General features: G+C 68.2%; 15 protein-coding genes and 1 riboswitch. Of the genes, 7 read left to right on the top strand and 8 right to left on the bottom strand.

From position 1 onward, the window contains the following. Position 1 precedes the first annotated feature (1 nt). From rpoZ to EPD82_RS01915, 3 genes are read right to left on the bottom strand one after another with little or no spacing between them, the layout of a single operon-like run. A complete protein-coding gene (rpoZ, locus tag EPD82_RS01925; protein WP_055422427.1) occupies positions 2-220 on the bottom strand; it encodes a DNA-directed RNA polymerase subunit omega in 219 nt (72 codons plus the stop codon). A 4-nt stretch (positions 221-224) separates the two neighbouring features. After that, entirely contained in the window at positions 225-851 is a 627-nt protein-coding gene (gene gmk, locus EPD82_RS01920; RefSeq protein ID WP_055422428.1) for a guanylate kinase, read from the bottom strand. Continuing rightward, a complete protein-coding gene (locus tag EPD82_RS01915) occupies positions 848-1,699 on the bottom strand; it encodes a YicC/YloC family endoribonuclease (protein ID WP_206202141.1) in 852 nt (283 codons plus the stop codon). The genes gmk and EPD82_RS01915 overlap by 4 nt, the downstream gene beginning before the upstream one ends. Positions 1,700-1,761: 62 nt before the next feature. On the opposite strand from EPD82_RS01915, the gene EPD82_RS01910 reads away from it, so the two are divergent. From EPD82_RS01910 to metH, 6 genes are all read left to right on the top strand, one after another. Beyond that, positions 1,762-2,706, top strand: a complete 945-nt coding sequence (locus tag EPD82_RS01910) for a serine/threonine protein kinase (protein ID WP_141054767.1) — start codon at positions 1,762-1,764, stop codon at positions 2,704-2,706. Further along, positions 2,703-3,620, top strand: a complete 918-nt coding sequence (locus EPD82_RS01905; RefSeq protein ID WP_055422431.1) for a PP2C family protein-serine/threonine phosphatase — start codon at positions 2,703-2,705, stop codon at positions 3,618-3,620. The genes EPD82_RS01910 and EPD82_RS01905 overlap by 4 nt, the downstream gene beginning before the upstream one ends. A 3-nt stretch (positions 3,621-3,623) precedes the next feature. Next, positions 3,624-4,337: a ribonuclease PH gene (gene rph / locus EPD82_RS01900; RefSeq protein ID WP_141054764.1), complete on the top strand. Its 714-nt coding sequence runs from the start codon at positions 3,624-3,626 to the stop codon at positions 4,335-4,337. After that, positions 4,334-4,945 carry an RdgB/HAM1 family non-canonical purine NTP pyrophosphatase gene (gene rdgB, locus EPD82_RS01895; RefSeq protein WP_206202140.1) on the top strand — a complete coding sequence of 204 codons (612 nt, stop codon included), beginning with the start codon at positions 4,334-4,336 and terminating at the stop codon, positions 4,943-4,945. The genes rph and rdgB overlap by 4 nt, the downstream gene beginning before the upstream one ends. Beyond that, positions 4,942-6,087, top strand: a complete 1,146-nt coding sequence (gene hemW, locus EPD82_RS01890) for a radical SAM family heme chaperone HemW (protein ID WP_206202139.1) — start codon at positions 4,942-4,944, stop codon at positions 6,085-6,087. The genes rdgB and hemW overlap by 4 nt, the downstream gene beginning before the upstream one ends. Before the next feature lie 9 nt (positions 6,088-6,096). Next, a riboswitch (S-adenosyl-L-homocysteine riboswitch) is annotated at positions 6,097-6,163 on the top strand. A 51-nt stretch (positions 6,164-6,214) separates the two neighbouring features. Further along, on the top strand, positions 6,215-9,898 hold the full coding sequence (gene metH / locus EPD82_RS01885) for a methionine synthase (RefSeq protein WP_141054761.1): 3,684 nt from the start codon (positions 6,215-6,217) through the stop codon (positions 9,896-9,898). 1 nt (position 9,899) lies between these two features. Here the strand turns inward: metH and EPD82_RS01880 are convergent, their stop codons facing one another. Genes EPD82_RS01880 through EPD82_RS01865 form a run of 4 tightly spaced genes read right to left on the bottom strand, consistent with a single transcriptional unit; the run spans position 9,900 to position 16,240 of the window. Further along, positions 9,900-11,342: an efflux transporter outer membrane subunit gene (locus EPD82_RS01880; protein ID WP_141054758.1), complete on the bottom strand. Its 1,443-nt coding sequence runs from the start codon at positions 11,340-11,342 to the stop codon at positions 9,900-9,902. Next, complete coding sequence (locus tag EPD82_RS01875) at positions 11,335-14,457, bottom strand: efflux RND transporter permease subunit (RefSeq protein WP_141054755.1); 3,123 nt, start codon at positions 14,455-14,457, stop codon at positions 11,335-11,337. The genes EPD82_RS01880 and EPD82_RS01875 overlap by 8 nt, the downstream gene beginning before the upstream one ends. A gap of 11 nt (positions 14,458-14,468) precedes the next feature. Then, the gene (locus EPD82_RS01870) at positions 14,469-15,608 is read right to left on the bottom strand and encodes an efflux RND transporter periplasmic adaptor subunit (RefSeq protein ID WP_141054752.1); all 1,140 of its coding nucleotides are present in this window, start codon (positions 15,606-15,608) and stop codon (positions 14,469-14,471) included. Beyond that, positions 15,605-16,240 (bottom strand): TetR/AcrR family transcriptional regulator, encoded by a 636-nt coding sequence (locus EPD82_RS01865; protein ID WP_141054749.1) that lies wholly within the window; start codon positions 16,238-16,240, stop codon positions 15,605-15,607. The genes EPD82_RS01870 and EPD82_RS01865 overlap by 4 nt, the downstream gene beginning before the upstream one ends. 111 nt (positions 16,241-16,351) lie before the next feature. Between EPD82_RS01865 and EPD82_RS01860 the strand changes: the two genes are divergently transcribed. Then, positions 16,352-17,008 (top strand): hypothetical protein, encoded by a 657-nt coding sequence (locus EPD82_RS01860; protein WP_141054745.1) that lies wholly within the window; start codon positions 16,352-16,354, stop codon positions 17,006-17,008. Here the strand turns inward: EPD82_RS01860 and EPD82_RS01855 are convergent. Then, positions 16,999-19,461, bottom strand: a complete 2,463-nt coding sequence (locus EPD82_RS01855) for a putative bifunctional diguanylate cyclase/phosphodiesterase (protein ID WP_170210762.1) — start codon at positions 19,459-19,461, stop codon at positions 16,999-17,001. The genes EPD82_RS01860 and EPD82_RS01855 overlap by 10 nt on opposite strands. Positions 19,462-19,464: the final 3 nt, after the last annotated feature.

The raw sequence follows: 19,464 nt of genomic DNA, 5'->3' as shown, positions 1-19,464 counted from the left end.
CTCAGCTCTGGGCGCGGTCGAGGATGTCGCGCCCGACTCTGCCGGCGGCGATTTCGCGCAGCGCAATGACGGTGGGTTTGTCGCGTTCGCGCCCGCGATCGAGCGGCACGAGCGGTTCGGCGCCGATGGAGAGCTGGCGCGCGCGGGTGGCGGCGGCGAGCGTCATCTCGAAGCGGTTGGGGATGTGCTTGAGGCAGTCTTCGACGGTGATGCGGGCCATGGGGTCATTCCTGTAGGAGTTGGGCGAAGTAGGCGGCGTGGCGGCGCTTTTGCACCGGCAGCCGCAGGCGCGCGGCGCGCACGACGGCGGTGAGTTCGTCGATGGCGCGCTCGAGCCGGTCGTTGATTATAACGTAGTCGAATTCTTCCACGTGGCGCATCTCCTCGCGGGCGGCGGCCAGGCGCCGGGCGATGGTGGCTTCGCTGTCGGTGCCGCGGCCGCGCAGGCGCGCTTCGAGTGCCTCGAGCGAGGGCGGCAGGATGAAGATGCTCACGGCGTGCGGGAACATCCGGCGCACCTGGCGCGCGCCCTGCCAGTCGATTTCGAGGAGCACGTCGCGGTCTTGCTGCAATTGGGTTTCGATCCAGGTACGGGAAGTGCCGTAGTAGTTTCCGTGGACTTCGGCCCATTCGAGAAGTTCGCCGCCGTCGCGCAGGCGCAGGAATTCTTCCCGGCTGACGAAGCGGTAGTCGCGCCCGTCGACTTCGCCCGGCCGCGGGGCGCGGGTGGTGTAGGAGATGGACAGCGCCAGCCCCGGCTCGCGTTCGAGCACGGCATGCACGAGGGTGGTCTTGCCGGCGCCGGAGGGGGCGGTGACGATGTAGAGGGTGCCAAGAGGCTGCGCGTTCATTCGAGGTTCTGCACCTGTTCGCGGATCTGTTCGATGAGCACTTTCATCTCGAGCGCGAGGCGCGACAGTGCCAGGCTGCCGGCCTTGGAAGCGAGGGTGTTGGCTTCGCGGTTGAATTCCTGCAGCAGGAAGTCGAGCCGTTTGCCGACGCTTCCGCCGCGGGTGAGCGTGCGTTCAAGTTCCTGGAGGTGGGAGGAGAGGCGGTCGAGCTCTTCGGCGACGTCGAGGCGCTGGGCGACGAGGGCGACTTCCTGCTCCACGCGCTGGGGATCGGGCGTCTGGCCGAGCGCTTCGAGCGCTTCGAGGAGCTTGCGGCGCTGGGCCTCGACGGCTTCGGGTGCGAGCGCGCGGGCGCGTTCGACGAGTGCGGCGATGGCCGTGGCACGTTCGCGGATGGCGCTGGCGAGTGCCTCGCCCTCGCGGGCACGGTGCGCGAGGAGCTCGGCGAGCGCCGCTTCGAGCAGCTCGAGCAGGCGCCGTTGCGTTTCCTCGGGATCGAGCTCGGGTTCGCGCACCACACCGGGCCAGCGCAGGATCTCGCCCACCGTGAGGGAGGTCGCTTCGGGGAGATGCCGATGGATCTCGGTCTGGGTGAGGGCGAGTGCTTGCAGGGCGGTGGAGTCGAGCGTGAGCGCTGCTTGCACCGGGGCGCTTTGTACGTCGAGCCGGCATTCGACCTTGCCGCGACCGAGCGCCTTTTGCAGGCGTTCGCGCAGCAGCGGCTCGAAGGAGCGCCAGTCCTCGGGCAGGCGGAAATAGAGGTCGAGGAAGCGTCCGTTGACGCTGCGCAGTTCGAGGCGCAGGAGCCGAGCGCCGATTTGGGTTTGCGCGCTGGCAAACCCTGTCATACTGTGTATCATTGAGTGATTCCACGCTTCGTCCGAGGCGGTTTATCATACCCGGTCCGGCCATGTCGACACAACAAAACGCTCCGTTGCCCGAGGGGTGGCTCGTGGAGGGCTACCGCATTCTCGACCTGCTCGCCAAAGGGGGGTTTTCTTTCGTCTATCGCGCCCGCGATCGCGAAGGAAAAACGGTGGCGATCAAGGAGTATCTGCCGCATACCCTGGCGCGGCGCGAGGAAGGGGATATCGAGCCGGAGATCCTGCCCGATTGTGAGCGGGCCTTTCTCTTCGGGTTGAAGTGTTTCTTCGAGGAGGGGCGGTCGCTCGCGCGCATCAACCACCCCAACGTGATCCGGGTGCTCAACTTCTTTCGGGCAAACCAGACCGTCTACATGGTGATGCAGTACGAGGAGGGGCGTACCCTCTTGCAGTACGTCCGGCAGAAAAAAGGGGGGCTGCGCGAGAGCTTCATTCGGGCGATGGGTTTGCGGGTGCTCTCGGGGCTGCGCGAGGTGCATACGCACAAACTGTTGCACCTCGACCTGAAGCCGGCCAACATCTATCTGCGCCGCAATGGCGACCCGGTATTGATCGACTTCGGTTCGGCGCGTCAGAGCTTGTCGTCCGACCAGGAGTGGGTGCGCACGATGTTCACGCCCGGCTACGCTCCGCCCGAGCAGCTCAGCGGCAAGCGGGAGGACATCGGGCCGTGGACCGATCTCTACAGCTTCGGCGCCACGCTCTATACCTGCGTCACCGGGCAGGCGCCGCCGCGGGCGGAGGCGCGGCAGGAGAAGGACGATCTGGCGCAGCGCCTCGAACCCTATCGGGGGCACTATACGCCGGAGCTGATCGATCTCATCGTCGACCTGATGCAGCTCGATCCCGAGAAGCGGCCGCAGAGTGCCTATGCGGTGCAGAAGGTGCTCTCGGCCTACGTGCCGTTCTTGGTGGCCGCCACCGAATACCGCTCGCTGATGCCGTCCCTTCCTGAAGGAGCCGAACGATGAAATTCTCCATCCATCAGGCCACGAGCGTGGGTGGAAGGCCGGTAAACGAAGACCGGGTGGGCTACGCCTATTCGCGCGAGGCGCTCCTCATGGTGCTCTCCGACGGTATGGGAGGGCATGCGGCTGGCGAAGTGGCGGCGCAGATCACACTGCAGAGCCTCATCCAGGCGTTTCGCCTGTCGGCCAAGCCGCGCGTCGAGGATCCCTTGAGTTTCCTGTCGCAGGCGATCATCAACGCGCACTATGCGATCCTGGAATATGCTCGCGTGAATCACATCGAGGGGAACCCGCGTGCGACGGTCGTCACCTGCCTCGTGCAGGAAGGGGGATACGCCTGGTGGGCGCACGTGGGCGATTCGCGCCTCTATCACATCCGCCATGGCAAGGTGCTCACGCGCACCATCGACCACTCGCACGCGCAGCTCCTGATCGAACAGGGGGTGCTCAGCGAAGCCCAGTTGCGCACGCACGACAGCCGCAACCGCCTCTATTGCTCGCTCGGCGGGGAAACCTTGCCGCACGTCGACTTCGGTCGGCGGGCGGTGTTGCAGGCTGGGGACGTGATCGCCCTGTGTTCCGACGGCCTGTGGGGCGTGCTCGACGACGAGGAGATCGCCGAGCGCCTCGCGCGCGGACCGCTCGTGCGGGTGGTGCCCGAACTGGTGGAGCAGGCGGAGATGGAGGCGGGGCCCAACTCGGACAACGTCTCGCTCATCGCCATGCGTTGGGAGGAGGGCGAACCCTCCTTGGCGCCGGACACGGTTTCCACCGAGACCATGGCGCTCGACCAGGTGACGACGGCCTTCTCTCTGCCGCAGCAGCCGCCGGGTTTTTCGGCCGAACCTCTCGACAACGAAGAGATCGAACGGGCGATCCGCGAGATCAACGAGACGATCCAGAAATTCAAGGGATGATGCATGAGGCATGATGGCAGGCGCGCCGACGAACTGCGTCCGGTGCGCATCGAACGAGGCTTCACGGAATATGCCGAAGGCTCAGTGCTGGTATCTTTCGGGCGCACGCGGGTGCTATGCACCGCGAGCGTGGAAGAATCCGTGCCGCCTTTCCTCAAGGGGACGGGGCAGGGCTGGGTGACGGCCGAATACGGCATGCTGCCGCGCGCCACGCACACGCGCACGCCGCGCGAGGCGGCCAAAGGGAAGCAGGGCGGGCGCACGCTGGAGATCCAGCGCCTGATCGGGCGCTCGCTGCGCGCGGTGGTGGACCTGGCGGCGCTGGGGGAGCGGCAGGTCGTGCTCGATTGCGACGTGCTGCAGGCCGACGGCGGCACGCGCACGGCGGCGATCACGGGGGCCTGGGTGGCGCTCGCCGATGCGTGCGAGGCGCTGGTAGCGCGAGGGGTGCTCTCCGCTTCGCCCGTGCGCGACCAGGTGGCGGCGGTGTCGGTGGGGCTCGTGGGGGGCGAGGTGTTGCTCGACCTCGATTACGCCGAGGATTCCACCTGCGACACCGACATGAACGTGGTGATGACCGGCGCGGGCGGCTTCGTCGAATTGCAGGGCACGGCCGAGCACGGGGCGTTCGACCGGAAGGCGCTCGAAGCCCTGCTCGCGCTCGCCGAGAAAGGCATCGGCGAGCTGCTCGCCGCCCAGCGGGAGAGCCGGGCGTGAGTTCGGGCAAACGCCGGGTGGTGCTCGCGAGCAACAACGCGAAGAAGGCGGCCGAGCTCGAGGCGCTGCTCGCGCCGCTCGGCTGGGAGGTTCTGGCGCAAGGGTCGCTGGGCATTACGGAGGCCGAGGAGCCGCATCCGACCTTCCTGGAAAATGCGCTCGCCAAGGCGCGGCACGCGGCGGCCGCTGCGGGCCTGCCGGCGATCGCCGACGATTCGGGCCTGGCGGTGCCGGCGCTCGGCGGGGCGCCCGGGGTGCGCTCGGCGCGCTTCGCCGGTGAGCCCCGGTCGGACGCACGCAACAATGCGGCGCTACTCGCGGCGATGCAGGGTCTGGAAGGGGCGGCGCGGCGGGCATTCTTCTATAGTTGCGTGGTTTTTCTACGCACGGCGGACGATCCTTTGCCGCTCGTGGCCGAGGGGCGCTGGTGGGGAGAGATCCTCACGGAACCGCGCGGGGAGGGGGGCTTCGGCTACGACCCCCTCTTCTATCTGCCCGAACGGGACAAGACCGCAGCCGAGCTTGCCCCTGAGGAGAAGAATCGCCTGAGCCACCGCGGCCGGGCCTTGCGCCGGCTGCGCGCGCGGCTCGAGCGGGAGGGGGCTTGAGCACGCTCGATCCGGCGCGGGTGCCGCTGTCGCTCTACGTGCACGTGCCCTGGTGCGTGCGCAAGTGCCCCTACTGCGACTTCAACTCCCATCCGCTCGCGGGCGAGGTGCCCGAGGCGGAATTCCTCGCGGCGCTGGAAGCCGACCTCGAGGCCGAGGTCGAGCGCGCCGGCGGGCGGCCGGTCGACACGGTCTTCTTCGGCGGCGGCACGCCGAGCCTGCTCTCGGAGGAGGCTCTTGCACGGCTCATGGCGGCGATTCGACGGCACTTGCCGCTCGCGCCAAACGCCGAGGTCACGCTGGAGGCGAATCCCGGCACCTTCGAAGCGGCGCGCTTCGCGGCCTACGCGCAGGCCGGGGTGAATCGGCTCTCGCTGGGGGTGCAGAGTTTCGACGACGCGGCCCTGCGGCGCCTGGGGCGCATCCACGACGGCGCCCAGGCGCGCGCGGCGCTCGCCGCGGCGGTGCGTCTTTTTTCCCGCGTCAACGTCGATCTGATGATCGGCCTGCCCGGCCAGAGCCCGGCGGCGGCGCTCGCCGACGTGGAAGCGGCGCTCGCTGGCGGGGCGACGCATCTCTCCTGCTATCAGCTCACGATCGAGCCGAACACGCCTTTTGCCGCTGCGCCGCCGGCCTTGCCTGCCGACGAGGAGCTGGCGGCGATCGAGGCGGCGGTGGAGGAGCGGTTCGCGCGTGCGGGCTTCGTCCACTACGAGGTCTCGGCCTGGGCGCTGCCGGGGGAAGCCTGCCGGCACAACCTGAATTACTGGGGCTTTGGCGACTACCTGGGCGTGGGGCCGGGCGCCCACGGCAAGCTCAGCACACCCGGAGGCATCGTGCGGCGCATGAAGCACAAGCACCCGCGCCGCTATCTGGCGGCCGTCGCCCCTTTCGTGCAGGAAGAGGTAGTGGTGGCGCCCGAGGCGCTGCCGTTCGAGTTTCTCATGAACGCGCTGCGGCTGCGCGCGGGGGTGCCGCGGGAATGGTTCGCGGCGCGCACGGGGCTTTCTTTGGAGACGCTCGCACCGCGCTGGGCGCGGCTCGAAGCGCAGGGGCTGGTGGAGCCGCTTTCCTGGCGCATCGCCGCCACCGAGCGCGGCTGGCGCCTGCTCAACGCGGTGCTGGAAGCATTCTTGCCGTAAAATACGAGGCTTTCCGAGGAGCGTTGCAGCGGCGCCTCGCCGCCAGGCTCGGATGGGACAACGACGCTCGTGAAGCCCTGCCGCCGGCAGGTTTCACGGGCGTTTCGCTTTTATGGAGGAAAGAGGCATGCAAGCGGACCGGACCGAGGAGCTCGTGCGCCTGCTGCGCGAGCGCGTGCTGGTGCTCGATGGCGCCATGGGGACCATGATCCAGCAGTACCGGCTGACGGAAGCCGATTTCCGCGGCGAGCGGTTGCAGGATCACCCGGTGGAGCTCAAGGGCGACAACGATCTCCTGGTGCTCACGCGCCCGGAGGTGATCGGCGAGATCCACCGCGCCTATCTGGAGGCCGGGGCGGACGTGATCGAGACCAACACCTTCAACGCCACGCGCGCCTCGCAGGCGGATTACGGTCTGGCGCATCTGGCCTACGAGATCAACCGGGAGGCGGCGCGGCTCGCTCGCGCGCTCGCCGACGAGTACAGCGCGCGCACGCCGGACAAGCCCCGGTTCGTGGCCGGCGTCATCGGCCCGACCTCGAAGACGCTGTCGCTGAGCCCCGACGTGAACGATCCCGGCTTTCGCGCCATCGACTTCGACACGCTCGCGGCCGACTATCTGGAGTCGGCGCGCGCTCTGGTGGAGGGCGGAGCGGACCTGCTGCTCATCGAGACGGTGTTCGACACCTTGAACGCCAAGGCGGCGGTGTTCGCCCTCGAGCGCCTCTTCGAGGAGCATGGCCGGCGCTGGCCGGTGATGATCTCCGGCACCATCACCGATGCGGCCGGGCGCACGCTCTCGGGGCAGACGCCGGAAGCCTTCTGGGCTTCGCTCGCGCACGCGCGCCCGCTCACTTTCGGGCTCAACTGTGCCCTGGGTGCGCGCGAGCTGCGTCCGCACGTGGAGACGCTCGCGCGCATCTGCACCACCTTCGTTTCGGCCCATCCCAACGCGGGGCTGCCCAATCCGCTCTCGCCCACCGGCTACGACGAGACGCCCGAGGCGCTCGCCGCGGAGATCGTCTCTTGGGTCGAGGCGGGTTGGGTGAATCTGGTAGGCGGCTGCTGCGGCACGACGCCGGCGCACATCGCGGCGATCGCGCAGGCCGTGGAAGGCCGCGCGCCGCGCCCGCTGCCCCAGGCGAAGCCCGTGATGCGGCTCGCGGGGCTCGATCTCTTCGAGATCGGGCCGGATTCGCTCTTCGTGAACGTGGGCGAGCGTACCAACGTCACCGGCTCGAAGAAGTTCGCCCGCCTCATCCTCGAAGAGAAGTACGATGAAGCGCTGTCGGTGGCGCGCCAGCAGGTGGAGGCCGGCGCGCAGATGATTGACGTCAACATGGACGAGGCGATGCTCGATTCCGCCGCGGCAATGACGCGCTTCCTGCGGCTCGTGGCCGTGGAGCCGGACATCGCGCGCGTGCCGGTGATGGTCGATTCTTCGAAGTGGGAAGTGATCGAGGCGGGGCTCAAATGCCTGCAGGGCAAGGGCATCGTCAATTCGATCTCGCTCAAGGAAGGGGAGGCGACGTTCCTCGCGCAGGCGCGGCTCGCGCGGCGCCATGGCGCGGCGGTTCTGGTGATGTGCTTCGACGAGCGCGGCCAGGCCGATACCTTCGCGCGCAAGATCGAGATCGCCGAGCGCGCCTATCGGCTGCTGGTGGCCGACGGGTTTCCGCCCGAGGACATCGTGATCGATCCCAACGTGTTCGCCATCGCCACGGGGATTGCCGAGCACGACAACTACGCCGTCGACTTCATCGAGGCGGTGCGCTGGATCCACGGGCATCTGCCGCACGCCAAGACGAGCGGCGGCATCTCCAACGTCTCCTTCGCCTTCCGCGGCAACGAAACGGTGCGCGCGGCCATCCACACGGTCTTCCTTTATCACGCCATCCGCGCCGGACTCACCATGGGCATCGTCAATGCCGGGCAGCTGGGCATCTACGACGAGCTGGAGCCGCGGCTGCGCACGCTGGTCGAGGACGTGGTGCTCAACCGCCGCCCCGGCGCGGCCGAGGAGCTGGTGGCCTACGCCCAGACCCTGCAGACGGGCGAGGCCAGGGCGGAAGAAGTGCAGGAATGGCGCGCCTGGCCGGTGGAAAAACGCCTGGAGCATGCGCTCGTCAAGGGCATCACCGAGCACGTGGTCGAGGATACCGAGGAGCTGCGCGCGCGCTTCGCCGCCGAGGGCAAGGGGCCGCTCGCGGTGATCGAGGGGCCGCTCATGGCCGGCATGAACGTGGTGGGCGATCTTTTCGGTGCGGGCAAGATGTTCCTGCCGCAGGTGGTGAAATCCGCCCGGGTGATGAAACTCGCGGTGGCGCACCTGCTGCCCTACATTGAGGCGGAGAAGGCGAAGACGGGCGGGCATACCAAAGGGCGCCTGGTGCTTGCCACGGTGAAGGGGGACGTGCACGACATCGGCAAGAACATCGTCGGCGTGGTGCTTGCCTGCAACGGCTACGAGGTGCACGACCTGGGCGTGATGGTGCCGTGCGAGAAGATCCTCGCCGCGGCGCGCGAGCTGAAGGCGGATGCGATCGGGCTCTCCGGGCTCATCACGCCCTCGCTCGAGGAGATGGCGCACGTGGCCGCCGAGATGCAACGCCAAGGCTTCACCGTGCCGCTCTTGATCGGGGGCGCGACGACCAGCCGCACGCACACGGCGGTGAAGATCGCGCCGCACTACGAGGGGCCGGTGGTGTATGTGCCCGATGCCTCGCGGGCGGTGGGGGTGGTCTCGGCGCTGCTCTCGCCGGGCGAGCGCGAGGCGTACGTGGCCAAGCTGCGCGAGGACTACGCGCGCATCCGCGAGCGGCATGCCGCCAAGACCGGCTACACCCTGCTGCCGCTGGAAGCCGCGCGCGCCAACGCGTTTCGCACCGACTGGACGGCCTATGCGCCGCCGCGCCCGCGCCGCTTGGGGGTGTTCGCCGAGGAAGTGCCGCTCGCGCGGCTCGTGCCCTACATCGACTGGGGGCCTTTCTTCCAGACCTGGGACCTGGCCGGGTCTTTTCCGCAGATCCTGGAAGACCCGGTGGTGGGCGAGACGGCGCGCCAGGTCTATGGCGAGGCGCAGGCGATGCTGGACGTGCTGGTGCGCGAAGGGTGGCTGAAGGCGCGCGCGGTGTGGGGGCTCTTCCCGGCGGCGAGCCTGGGCGAGGACATCGAGATCTACGCCGACGAATCGCGCCACGCACTCGCCATGGTGTGGAACGGCCTGCGCCAGCAGCACCAGCGTCCGCCGGGTCAGCCGAACCTGTGCCTGGCCGATTTCATCGCGCCCAAGGAAACGGGGGTGCTGGACTGGATCGGGGCCTTCGCCGTGACTGCGGGGCACGGCATCGAGGAGAAACTGGCCGAGTACGAGGCGGCGCACGACGACTATCACGCCATCCTGCTGAAGGCGCTCGCCGACCGGCTGGCGGAGGCCTGCGCCGAGTGGCTGCACGAGAAAGTGCGGCGCGAGGACTGGGGCTACGCGCCCGAGGAGCGGCTCTCGCCCGAGGAGCTGGTGGCCGAGCGCTACCGCGGCATCCGTCCCGCGCCGGGCTATCCGGCCTGCCCCGATCACACGGTGAAGGGGGACCTGTTCGCCCTGCTCGATGCGCCCGCACGCGCTGGCATGACGCTCACCGAGCACTACGCCATGCGCCCGGCCGCGAGCGTGGCCGGGTTCTACTTCAGCCACCCCGAGTCGCGCTACTTCGCCATTCCCAGGATCGGGGAGGATCAACTCGCCGACTGGGCGCGGCGGCGCGGCCTGGCGCTGGAGGAGGCGCGGCGCTGGCTCGCGCCCATTTTGTAGCTCAGGGAGAATCGGTCGCCTTGGCCTCGACGATCGGCTCGCCCTCGAATTCGCGGCTGCCGCCGAGCGCCTTGTAGAGCTGGGCCGCGGCCGAGAGCAGTTGCCGGCGGGTGGAGATCACCGCCTGCGAGGCCTGGAAGGCGTCGCGCTGGGCATCGAGCACTTCGAGGAAACTCGTGATGCCCTCGCGGTAGCGCGCCTCGGTGAGCGCGAGCCGCTGCTGCTGGGTGCGCTCGAGTGTCATCTGCGCTTCGAGCTGGCGGGCGATGCGCTCGCGGGCCGAGAGCAGGTCGGCCACTTCGCGGAAAGCTTGCTGGATGGTGCTCTCGTACTGCGCCACGGCGATGTTCTTGCGCACCAGCGCGAGATCCAGGTTCGCCTGGGTGCGACCGGCGTCGAAGATCGGCTGGGTGATCATGGGCTGGAAGGTCCAGGCGGCGCTGCCCGCGTCGAAGAGCCCGCTGAAGGCGGCGCTGGCGGTGCCGAGCATGCCGGTGAGGGTGATGCGGGGGAAGAAGGCGGCGCGCGCTGCGCCGATGTTGGCGTTGGCGGCGATGAGCTGGCGTTCGGCGGCGCGCACGTCCGGGCGGCGCAGCAGCACTTCGGAGGGGACGTTGACGGCGAAATTGCCGATGAGATCCTGTTCGCGCAGGCTGCGGCCGTCGGGCCAGTCGGCACGGTCGGTGCCGATCACCAGGCGAAGGTAGTTCTCGGCGGCCACGCGCTGCTGGTCGAGCTGCTCCACCGCCACGCGCGCGGTCTCGTAGGAGCCCCGGGCCTGCAGGTAGTCGAGCTCGGAGGAAACGCCGATGTTGCGTCGCTCGCCGACCAGATTGAGCATGTCGGCGCGGGTGCGCAAGGTCTCCTTGGCAAGCAGCAGGCTCTCCTCGGCCTCCTTGAGCGAGAGGTAGGCGTTGGCCACGTCCGAAATGAGCGAGAGGCGGAAGGCGCGCTGCGCCTCTTCGGTGGCGAGGTACTGCTGGCGGGCAGCTTCGGTGAGGCTGGCGACGCGGCCCCAGAAGTCGAGCTCGAAGGAGAGGAGATTCGCACCGACGTCGTAGCGGTGCGTCGTCATCGAGCGGCCGCTGGAGGAGAGATCTGCCGGAGTGCGAGCGGCTTGCTCGGAGGCATTGGCGCCGACGTTGGGGAAGCGGTCGGCGCGCTGGATGCGGTAGAGCGCGCGCGCTTCTTCGACGCGGGCCACGGCCACGCGCAGGTCGCGGTTGTTCTCGAGCGCGGCGGCGATGAGCGCCTGCATGCGCGGGTCGGGGAAGTATTCCTGCCACGGCATGTCGGCGATGTCGCGCTCGCCGCGCGGGTCGACCGAAGCGGGCCACTGCTTGGCCACCGGCGGTTCGGGCCGGAAATAGTCGGGCATCATCGAACAGCCGGCACTGGCGAGCAGCAGGGCGAGCGCCAGGGGAGTGCGGCGTAGCTTAGGCATGGTGAGGCTCCTGGGCGGCGGTCTCGCCCTTGGGCGGGAAGAGACGGCGCACCACCACGAAAAAGACGGGGACGAGGAAGACGGCGAGCACGGTGGCGGCGAGCATGCCGCCGATCACGCCGGTGCCGATCGCGTGCCGGCTTTGGGCGCCGGCGCCGGTGGAGATGGCCAGCGGCAGCACGCCGACGATGAAGGCGATGGAGGTCATCAGGATGGGACGGAAGCGCATGCGGGCGGCTTCCAGCGTGGCCTCCATCAGGTTCTTGCCGCTTTCGTGCAGTTCGCGGGCGAACTCGATGATGAGGATGGCGTTCTTCGCCGAGAGTCCGATGATGGCCACCAGGCCGACTTTGAAGTACACGTCGTTGGGCAGCCCGCGCCAGGTGACGGCCAGGAGCGAACCGAACACACCCAGCGGCACCACCAGCATCACCGAGAAGGGGATGGACCAGCTCTCGTAGAGCGCCGCCAGGCACAGGAAGACGACGATGAGCGAGATGGCGAAGAGCATCGGCGCCTGCGAGCCGGAGAGGTTCTCCTCGAAGGAGGTGCCGGACCACTCGTAGCCGATGCCGGTGGGCAGTTCGGCGGCGATCGCGGTCATCGCCTGCATCGCCTCGCCGCTGGAGACGCCCGGCGCGGGCGAGCCGGTGAGCTTGAGCGAGGGCACGCCGTTGTAGCGGTCGAGCCGCGGCGGGCCGATCGTCCAGCGCGTCTTGACGAGCTCGGCGAGCTTGACCATCTGACCGCCATTGTTGCGCACCGACACCTGCAGCATCTCCTCGGGGCTCATGCGCACCGGGGCGTCGGCCTGCAGCTGCACGCGCAGGATGCGGCCCTGGCGCTCGAAGTCGTTGATGTAGGCCACGCCGAACATCGCCTGCAGCGTCTGGTTGAGCACGGCCGAGGATACGCCCAGGGTCTCGGCCTTGTCGCGGTCGATGTCGAGCATGAGCTGCGGCCCGGGGGGCATCCCTTCCAGGCGCACGTTGGTGAGCCGCGGGTTTTGCGCCGCCAGCTGCAGCGCCTGATCCTTGGCGGCGTTGAGCGCCACGCGTCCGAGCCCGGCGCGATCCTGCAGCCGGAAGTCGAACCCGCCGATGGCCGCCATCTCGGGGATGGCCGGCGGGTTGATGGCGAAGACGATCGCTTCCTTGAGCGGGGCGAAATGCCGGTTCGTTTTCTGGATGAGTGCCTGCGCCGAGGATTCGGCCGCCTTGCGCTCGCTCCAGTCCTTGAGGCGCACGAAGATCAGACCGGCGTTTTGTCCGCGCCCGAGGAAGGAGAAGCCGACGATGCCGATGGTGTTCTGCACCTCGGGCTGGGCAAGGAAGTACTGCTCGGCCTGCGAGACGATCTCCTGCGTGCGCTGCTGCGTGGCACCAGAAGGCAGCTGCACCATGGTGATGAAGTAGCCTTGGTCTTCTTCCGGCAGGAAGCTGCTGGGCAGGCGGGTGAACAGCCAGCCGGTGCAGCCGAGGATGATGGCGTAGAGGATCATCAATCGCCACGGGCGCGTGATGGCGTGGCGCACCCCGTTGACGTAGCTGCGCGTGCTGGCCTGGAAGCCGCGGTTGAACCAGCCGAAGAAGCCTTTCTCACCGTGACCGGGCTTGTGCGGCTTGAGCAGGGTGGCGCACAGCGCCGGGGTGAGGGTGAGCGCCATGAGCGCCGAGAAGAGCATGGAGAGCACGAGGGTGATCGAGAACTGGCGGTAGATCACGCCCACCGAGCCGGGGAAGAAGGCCATGGGGATGAAGACCGAGGTGAGCACCAGGGTGATGCCGATGATGGCGCCCACGATCTGCGACATCGCCTTGTGCGCCGCCTCGCGCGGCGGGAGCTTGTCCTCGGCCATCACGCGCTCGACGTTTTCCACCACCACGATGGCGTCGTCGACCACGATGCCAATCGCGAGCACCATGGCAAAGAGCGTGAGCACGTTGATGGAATATCCCAGCACCCATAGCCCCACGGCCGCCCCCACCAGCGACACCGGCACGACGATGGTCGGAATGAGGGTGGCGCGCAGGTTGCCGAGGAAGAGGTACATCACGATGAAGACGAGTACCACCGCTTCGAACAGCGTCTTCACCACCTCACGGATGGAGATCTCGATGAAGGGGGTGGTGTCGTAGGGGACGATCCAGTCGATGCCCGGCGGGAAGTATTTGGCGAGGTCTTCCACCTGCGCGCGTACGCGCTGCGCCGTCTCCAGGGCGTTGTAGCCTGGCGCAAGCTTGATGCCGATGGCGGCGTTGGGCTGACCGTTGAGCCGTGCAAAGACGCTGTAATCCTGGGCGCCGAGTTCGACCCGGGCCACGTCCTTCACCCGCACGATGGAGCCGTCGGGCTTGGCGCGCACGATGACTTCGCCGAATTCTTCGGGCGTCTTCAGCCGTCCGCGGGTAACGACGGTGGCGGCGTATTCCATGCCGGGTACCGATGGCGGCGCATTGACTTCGCCTACTGCAAGCAGCACGTTCTGCGCGGCCACCGCATTGATGACGTCGCCGGGAGTGACCTGGAAGCTGTCGAGTTTCTCGGGCGACACCCACAGGCGCATGGAGTATTCGGCGCCGAAGAGCTCGGCATCCCCCACCCCGGGCACGCGCCGCAGCGGGTCGAGGATGGTGGTGGAGGCGAAACTGGCGAGGTCGACGTTGTTGAGCGAGTTGTCCGGCGAGAAGAGCGAGATGAACATCAGGTAGTTGCGCCGCATCTTCTTGACGGTGACGCCGAGGCGGCGCACGTCGTCGGGCAGGCGCGCCTCCACCCGCTTGATGCGGTTCTGCGCCTCGACCGAGGAGATGTCGAGGTTGGTGCCGGGCCAGAAGGTGAGGTTGATGGTCGCGCGCCCCAGCTCCGACTGCGAATCCATGTAGATGAGGTTCTCGATGCCGTTGAGCTCCTGCTCGATGAGGGCGACGACGGTCTGCTCGATCACCTCGGCCGAGGCGCCGGGGTAGTCTGCCGAGATCGCCAGCGCCGGCGCGGCGACTTCGGGATACTGCGCGATCGGCAGGGAACGCACCGCAAGCCCGCCGGCGAGCAGGATGACCAGGGCGATGACCCAGGAGAAGACCGGCCGGTCGATGAAGAAATTGACGGACATGGCTCAAGTCCTCACTTCGCGGCGGTGGAGGGTGCCGCCGCGGCGGGCGCGTTCTTCGGCTGCCAGGGCACGGGCTTGACCGGCGCGCCGGCGCGGACCTTGAGCAGCCCTTCGACGACCACCTTCTCGCCTTCCTGCAGGCCGTCGAGCACCACCCAGTCGGTGCCGCTCATGCCTCCGACCTTGATCGCGCGGGGCGCGACCGTGTTGTTGGCGTCGACCACCATGACGAAGTGCCCCTGTGGGTTGATCTGCACCGCGCGCTGCGGCACGGTGATCACCTTGTCCATCTGCATCTGCGGCAGGCGCACGCGCACGAACATGCCCGGCAGCAGCACGTGCTCGGGGTTCTTCGCCAGGGCGCGCATGAGCACGGCACCGGTGGCGGGGTCGACCGAGACGTCCTCGAAGAGGAGCTTGGCGGGGATGGGATAGGTTTTGCCGTTGTCGAGCACGATCTCCACGTTGCTGCGGTCGGCCTCTTTCCATTGGCCGGAGCGCAGCGCCTCGCGCAGCGCGAGCAGCTCGGCGCTGGGCTGGGTGAAATTGACGTAGATCGGGTCGATCTGCTCGATGGTGGCCAGATGCGTTGGCTCGCCCCGGCCCACCAGCGCGCCTTCGGTGACGAGCGAGCGGCCGATGCGCCCGGAAATCGGCGCCGGGACGCGGGTATTCTCCAGGTCGAGCGCGGCCTGCGCGAGTTTCGCTTCGGCCTGCTTCCAGGCGGCTTCGGCCGAATCGAACTCCTGCTGGCTGATGGCGTTGATCTGCACCAGCGGCCGGTAGCGGTCGACCAGCAATTTCGTGGCGGCGACGTCGGCCTTGGCGGCTTCAAAGGCGCGTTGGTAGGTACGCGGCTCGATGCGGTAGAGCAGTTGCCCTTCCTTCACGTCGCTGCCTTCTTCGAAAAAGCGCTTTTCCAGGATGCCTTCGACGCGGGCGCGCACCTGGGCGGTGCGGTAGGCTTCGAGCCGGCCGGGAAGCTCGCGACGCAGCACGGCGCTGCCGTAGCGGGCTTCGATCACCGCGACTTCGGGTGGAGGAGGGGCGGCCTGGGCCGTGGCGGCATCGCCGCCGTTGCGGCTGCAGGCGGCAGTCAACAGGACGAGGGCGGCAGCACATGCCAGCCGCAAGGGGGTGCTTGGTTTCATGGGGTCGTGCTCCTGGGGGGCGACGGCGAAAGCGTCGATTCTATCGGTTTTTCAGGGTGATAAGCGCGAAGGAAGATGGAGACGATATGCGGGGCGGCCTCGGCGGCCGGTACGCCGCCCGGGCGCTGGACTTCATAGAGGCAGCGATTGCGCTCGGCGCCGATGAGCATCTCGAGCAGCAGTTCGGCGGCGAGGCGCGGATCATCGCGGCGCAGCCGTCCTTCGTCCATGGCACGCCCGAGCAGGGTGGAGAGACGGCGCACCGTCTCTCCGATCCCCGCCTCATAGACCGTGCGGGCGAGCTGCGGGAAGCGGGGGGCTTCGGCAATGAGTAGGCGATGCAGAGCGATGCAGGATGCGCCGAGCACCCGCTCACGCAAGGCCAGGGCGAAGCGGGCGAGGGTGTCGGGCAGTGCCTCGCCCTCGAGCGGCGAGAGCGCCACCAGGATGTCTTCGCCCATCGTCTCGACGGCGCAGGCGAAGAGCTCGTCCTTGCTCGGAAAATAGTGGTAGACGGTCTGCTTGGCCACACCGGCGTGGCGCGCAATCTCGTCGAGTGAGACGCGGTAGCCGCGTTCGATGAAGGCCTCGCTGGCCGCTTCGAGGATTTTTTGCCGGGTGTCGTCGCTCACGTGCTCGGGTTTGGGTTAGACTAGGCCGTCTAGTATAATCCGATTCGGCGCCTCGGGCAAGCGAGGCGAGCGATCGGCGGCTATAGTGAAACAAAACGATAGGGGAAGACGATGCGAGTGACGTGGCGCTGGGCGGTGGCAGCGGTGTTCCTGTGGGCGGCGCTGGCCGGGCAGGGGGCCAGGGCACAGGAATATACGGGGTGCACCGACGCCAAGGGGCAGGCCGTGGCGGTACTCGAAGATTCCAAGGCCCGAAGGGTCTTCGAGACGCGCCTCGTCGGGGGTGTGCCGGTGATCGTGCACAATCCGCAGCTGCTGCCCGATCTGTGGCCCGCCGCACGGCTCTTTCTCTTCGCCCACGAATGCGCCCGCATCCAGGCGGGCTATCTGCCACCGGCGCCGCAGACGGTGGCGCAGGATCGTTCGCTCGATTGCCAGGCGGTGGAATGGCTGGTCCGCAACGGCCGGGTGCGGGCCGACGACATCGGTCTCATCGAGAAGGCGCTCAACGGCCTGCGCCGCAGCGACTGGCGATTCGTGGCCGAGGCGCCGCGCCGGGTGGAAGTGGCCGCCTGCTACCGGCGCATCGTCGAGTCGCTCGCCAGGGACGTGGAGGGGGTCAAGCGTGACTGGAGCCGCTGCGTGGAGGTGTGTGGCGAGCAGATGGGGGATTGCCGCGCTGCCGGCGGCCGGGTAGGGGAGACCACGGTGGATTGCATGCAGGTCTATCTCATCTGCGTGGATATCTGCAACCGGCGCTATCCTTGAATGGCTCCGCCGAGCCGGCGGACGAACGCTTCTGCCGGCTCGGGGCGGGCGAGGTGCCAGCCCTGCAGCAGGAGCTCGGGCCAGGCGGAAAGCGTCCGTTCCTGGGCTTCGTCTTCCACGCCTTCGGCGACCACCCGGCAGGAAAAGGCGGCGGCAGCCTCCACCATGGCATTGATGAGATGGCGCGCGCGGGCCTCGCCCGGGGCGCGCTGCACGAACGAGGGGTCAATCTTGATCTCGGCCACGGGCAGGCGGTCGAGGTAGTGCAGGCCGCAGAAGCCCGTGCCGAAGTCGTCCAGCGACCAGCGAATGCCGGCGGCGGCCACGCGGCGCATGACGCGCTCGGCTTCTTCGAGATGATCGAGGGCGCTGCTCTCGGTGATCTCGAACAGAAGCCGGTCTGCGGGATGGCCGCTTTGCTGCAGGAGCTCGAGGATGCGTGCGGCGAAATGGGGGTCGCGCAGGCCGAAGGGGGAGAGGTTGACCGAGAGCGTCCCGTCCCAGCCGGTGGTGCGCCGCCAGCCCATGGCCTCGGTGAGCGCCGTTCCCACGATCCAGGAGCCGAGGGTGAAGATGAGCTCGCTTCGTTCGGCCACGGAGACGCATTCGAGCGGGGAGATGCGACCCAGGGTGGCGTGGCTGAAGCGCAGCAGCGCTTCGGCCCCCCACAGGCGATGCTGAAGGTCGAACTGGCCTTGGTAGTGGAGCTCGAGGACGTGCGATCCTTGGCCGGCGAGCGCCTCGCGCAAGCCTTGCTCGATGGCGCTGCGCCGCGCCAGCAGATCGGCGCTGAGGCTTTCGTAGACGCGCACGGCTGCGGGCTGGCGGCTGATGCGGGCCTGCTGCAAGGCCAGGGCCGCCGCGGCGAGGATCTCCTCGGCGTCCGCGAAATCGTCGGGGAAGACGGCGATGCCGGCAGCCGCGGTGAGCCGTTCTATGGGGTGGCGCTCGGCAAAACGCGTCCGGACTTCCTGCTCGAGGAGATGGGAGATGGTGCGGGCGAGCTTCCAGCCGAAGTTTCCGGCTTCGGTCGCGTCGGGTTGGGCGTCGGTGAGCATGGCGAATTCGTCGGCCTCGAGCCGGGCGAGCGTGTCGCAGGCGGTGAGCGTGTACTTCAGCGTGCGGCCGATCTCCTTGAGGAGTTCATCTCCGGTGTGCGTGCCGTAGCGTTCGTTGACTTCGCTGAAACCGTCGAGGTCGAAAAGCACGAGGGCGAAGTTTTGTCCGGCGTTCTTGCCTTGCTCGAGCCGTAGGGCGATGCGCTCGAGCAGCAGGGAGCGATTGGCCAGGCCCGTGAGGGGGTCGTGGGTGAGCAGGTGCGAGAGGCGTTCGGTGATGCGGCGCTGTTCGGTGAGGTCGAACTTGACGGCGATGTAGTGGGTGATCTGCCCTGCTTCGTCGAAGACCGGGGCGATGGTGGCGAATTCGGCGTATTCGCTGCCGTCCTTGCGCCGGTTGATGAATTCGCCGCTCCAGCGGCGGCCGCTTCTCAGGCGGGTCCACAGGTCGAGGTAGGTTTCGCGCGGGGTCTTGCCGGATTGGAGGAGGCGCGGATTCTTGCCCAGCACTTCGTCGGGGCGGTAGCCGGTGACTTCGGTGAAGGCGCGATTGACGTAGAGGATGGCGGGCTGGGTGTCGGTGATGATGAGCTGGGCTGGGCTGGCGTCGATGGCGACGTCGAGCTGGCGCAGGCGTTCCTGCTGGCGCGCGAGTGCAGCCATGGTCTGCGCGATCGCCTCGCCCAGGGCGCGAACTTCGGGGATGGCGCCGCCGAGCTCGGGCGGACGGTAGCCCCCGGGTGAGGCGACCGCTCGCAGGGCGCGGGTGAGGGTTTCGAGAGGGCGGGCGCCGCGATAGTGGATATAGAGCCCGAGGAGCAGCATCACGACTACCGGCAGGGCGGCGTGCCAGGCCAGAGCGCGGCGGTGCTCGGCGAGGCGCTGCGCGAGGAGCGTGTGGAAATCGTAGGAGAGGATCAGCCAGCCGAGCGGCGTTCCCGGGGCCGTGTCCGCGGTTTCGGGCAGCATCCAAGGGACTGCCAGGAGCATCGCATCGCCTTGGATCTGCCAGCGCAAGGCATCCAGCGCAGGCGGCGGAAGCGGCAGGGAAAGGCTTGGCAGGACGTCGGGCAGGCTCAGCCCTTCCCAGTCCCGGCGATGGGCGGCGAGGATGCGACCCTGTCCATCGGTGAGCAGGGTGGCACGGTGCCCGGGGGATGTGGCCTGGAATTCGATGTCGGCGCGCACTTCGTCGGGGCGCTCGCTCCAGCGGCGTTCGGCGGCGCGCACGAGGGTGGCGGCGAGCCCCAGCAGATGCTCTTGCGCGTCGGCCAGCGTGCGTTCGCGGGCGTTGCGCCAGGCGAGCCAGCTCTCGGCCGCGAGCACGATCAGAATCAGCCCGAGAAAGATGGCGGCGAGGCGCAGGGCGAGGGAGAGGCGAAAAGGGGGCTGCATCGG

This window comes from Tepidiphilus succinatimandens, from assembly GCF_006503695.1.
GTDB classification, from domain to species: Bacteria; Pseudomonadota; Gammaproteobacteria; order Burkholderiales; family Rhodocyclaceae; genus Tepidiphilus; species Tepidiphilus succinatimandens.
This window is presented reverse-complemented; position numbering and strand designations above follow the sequence as displayed.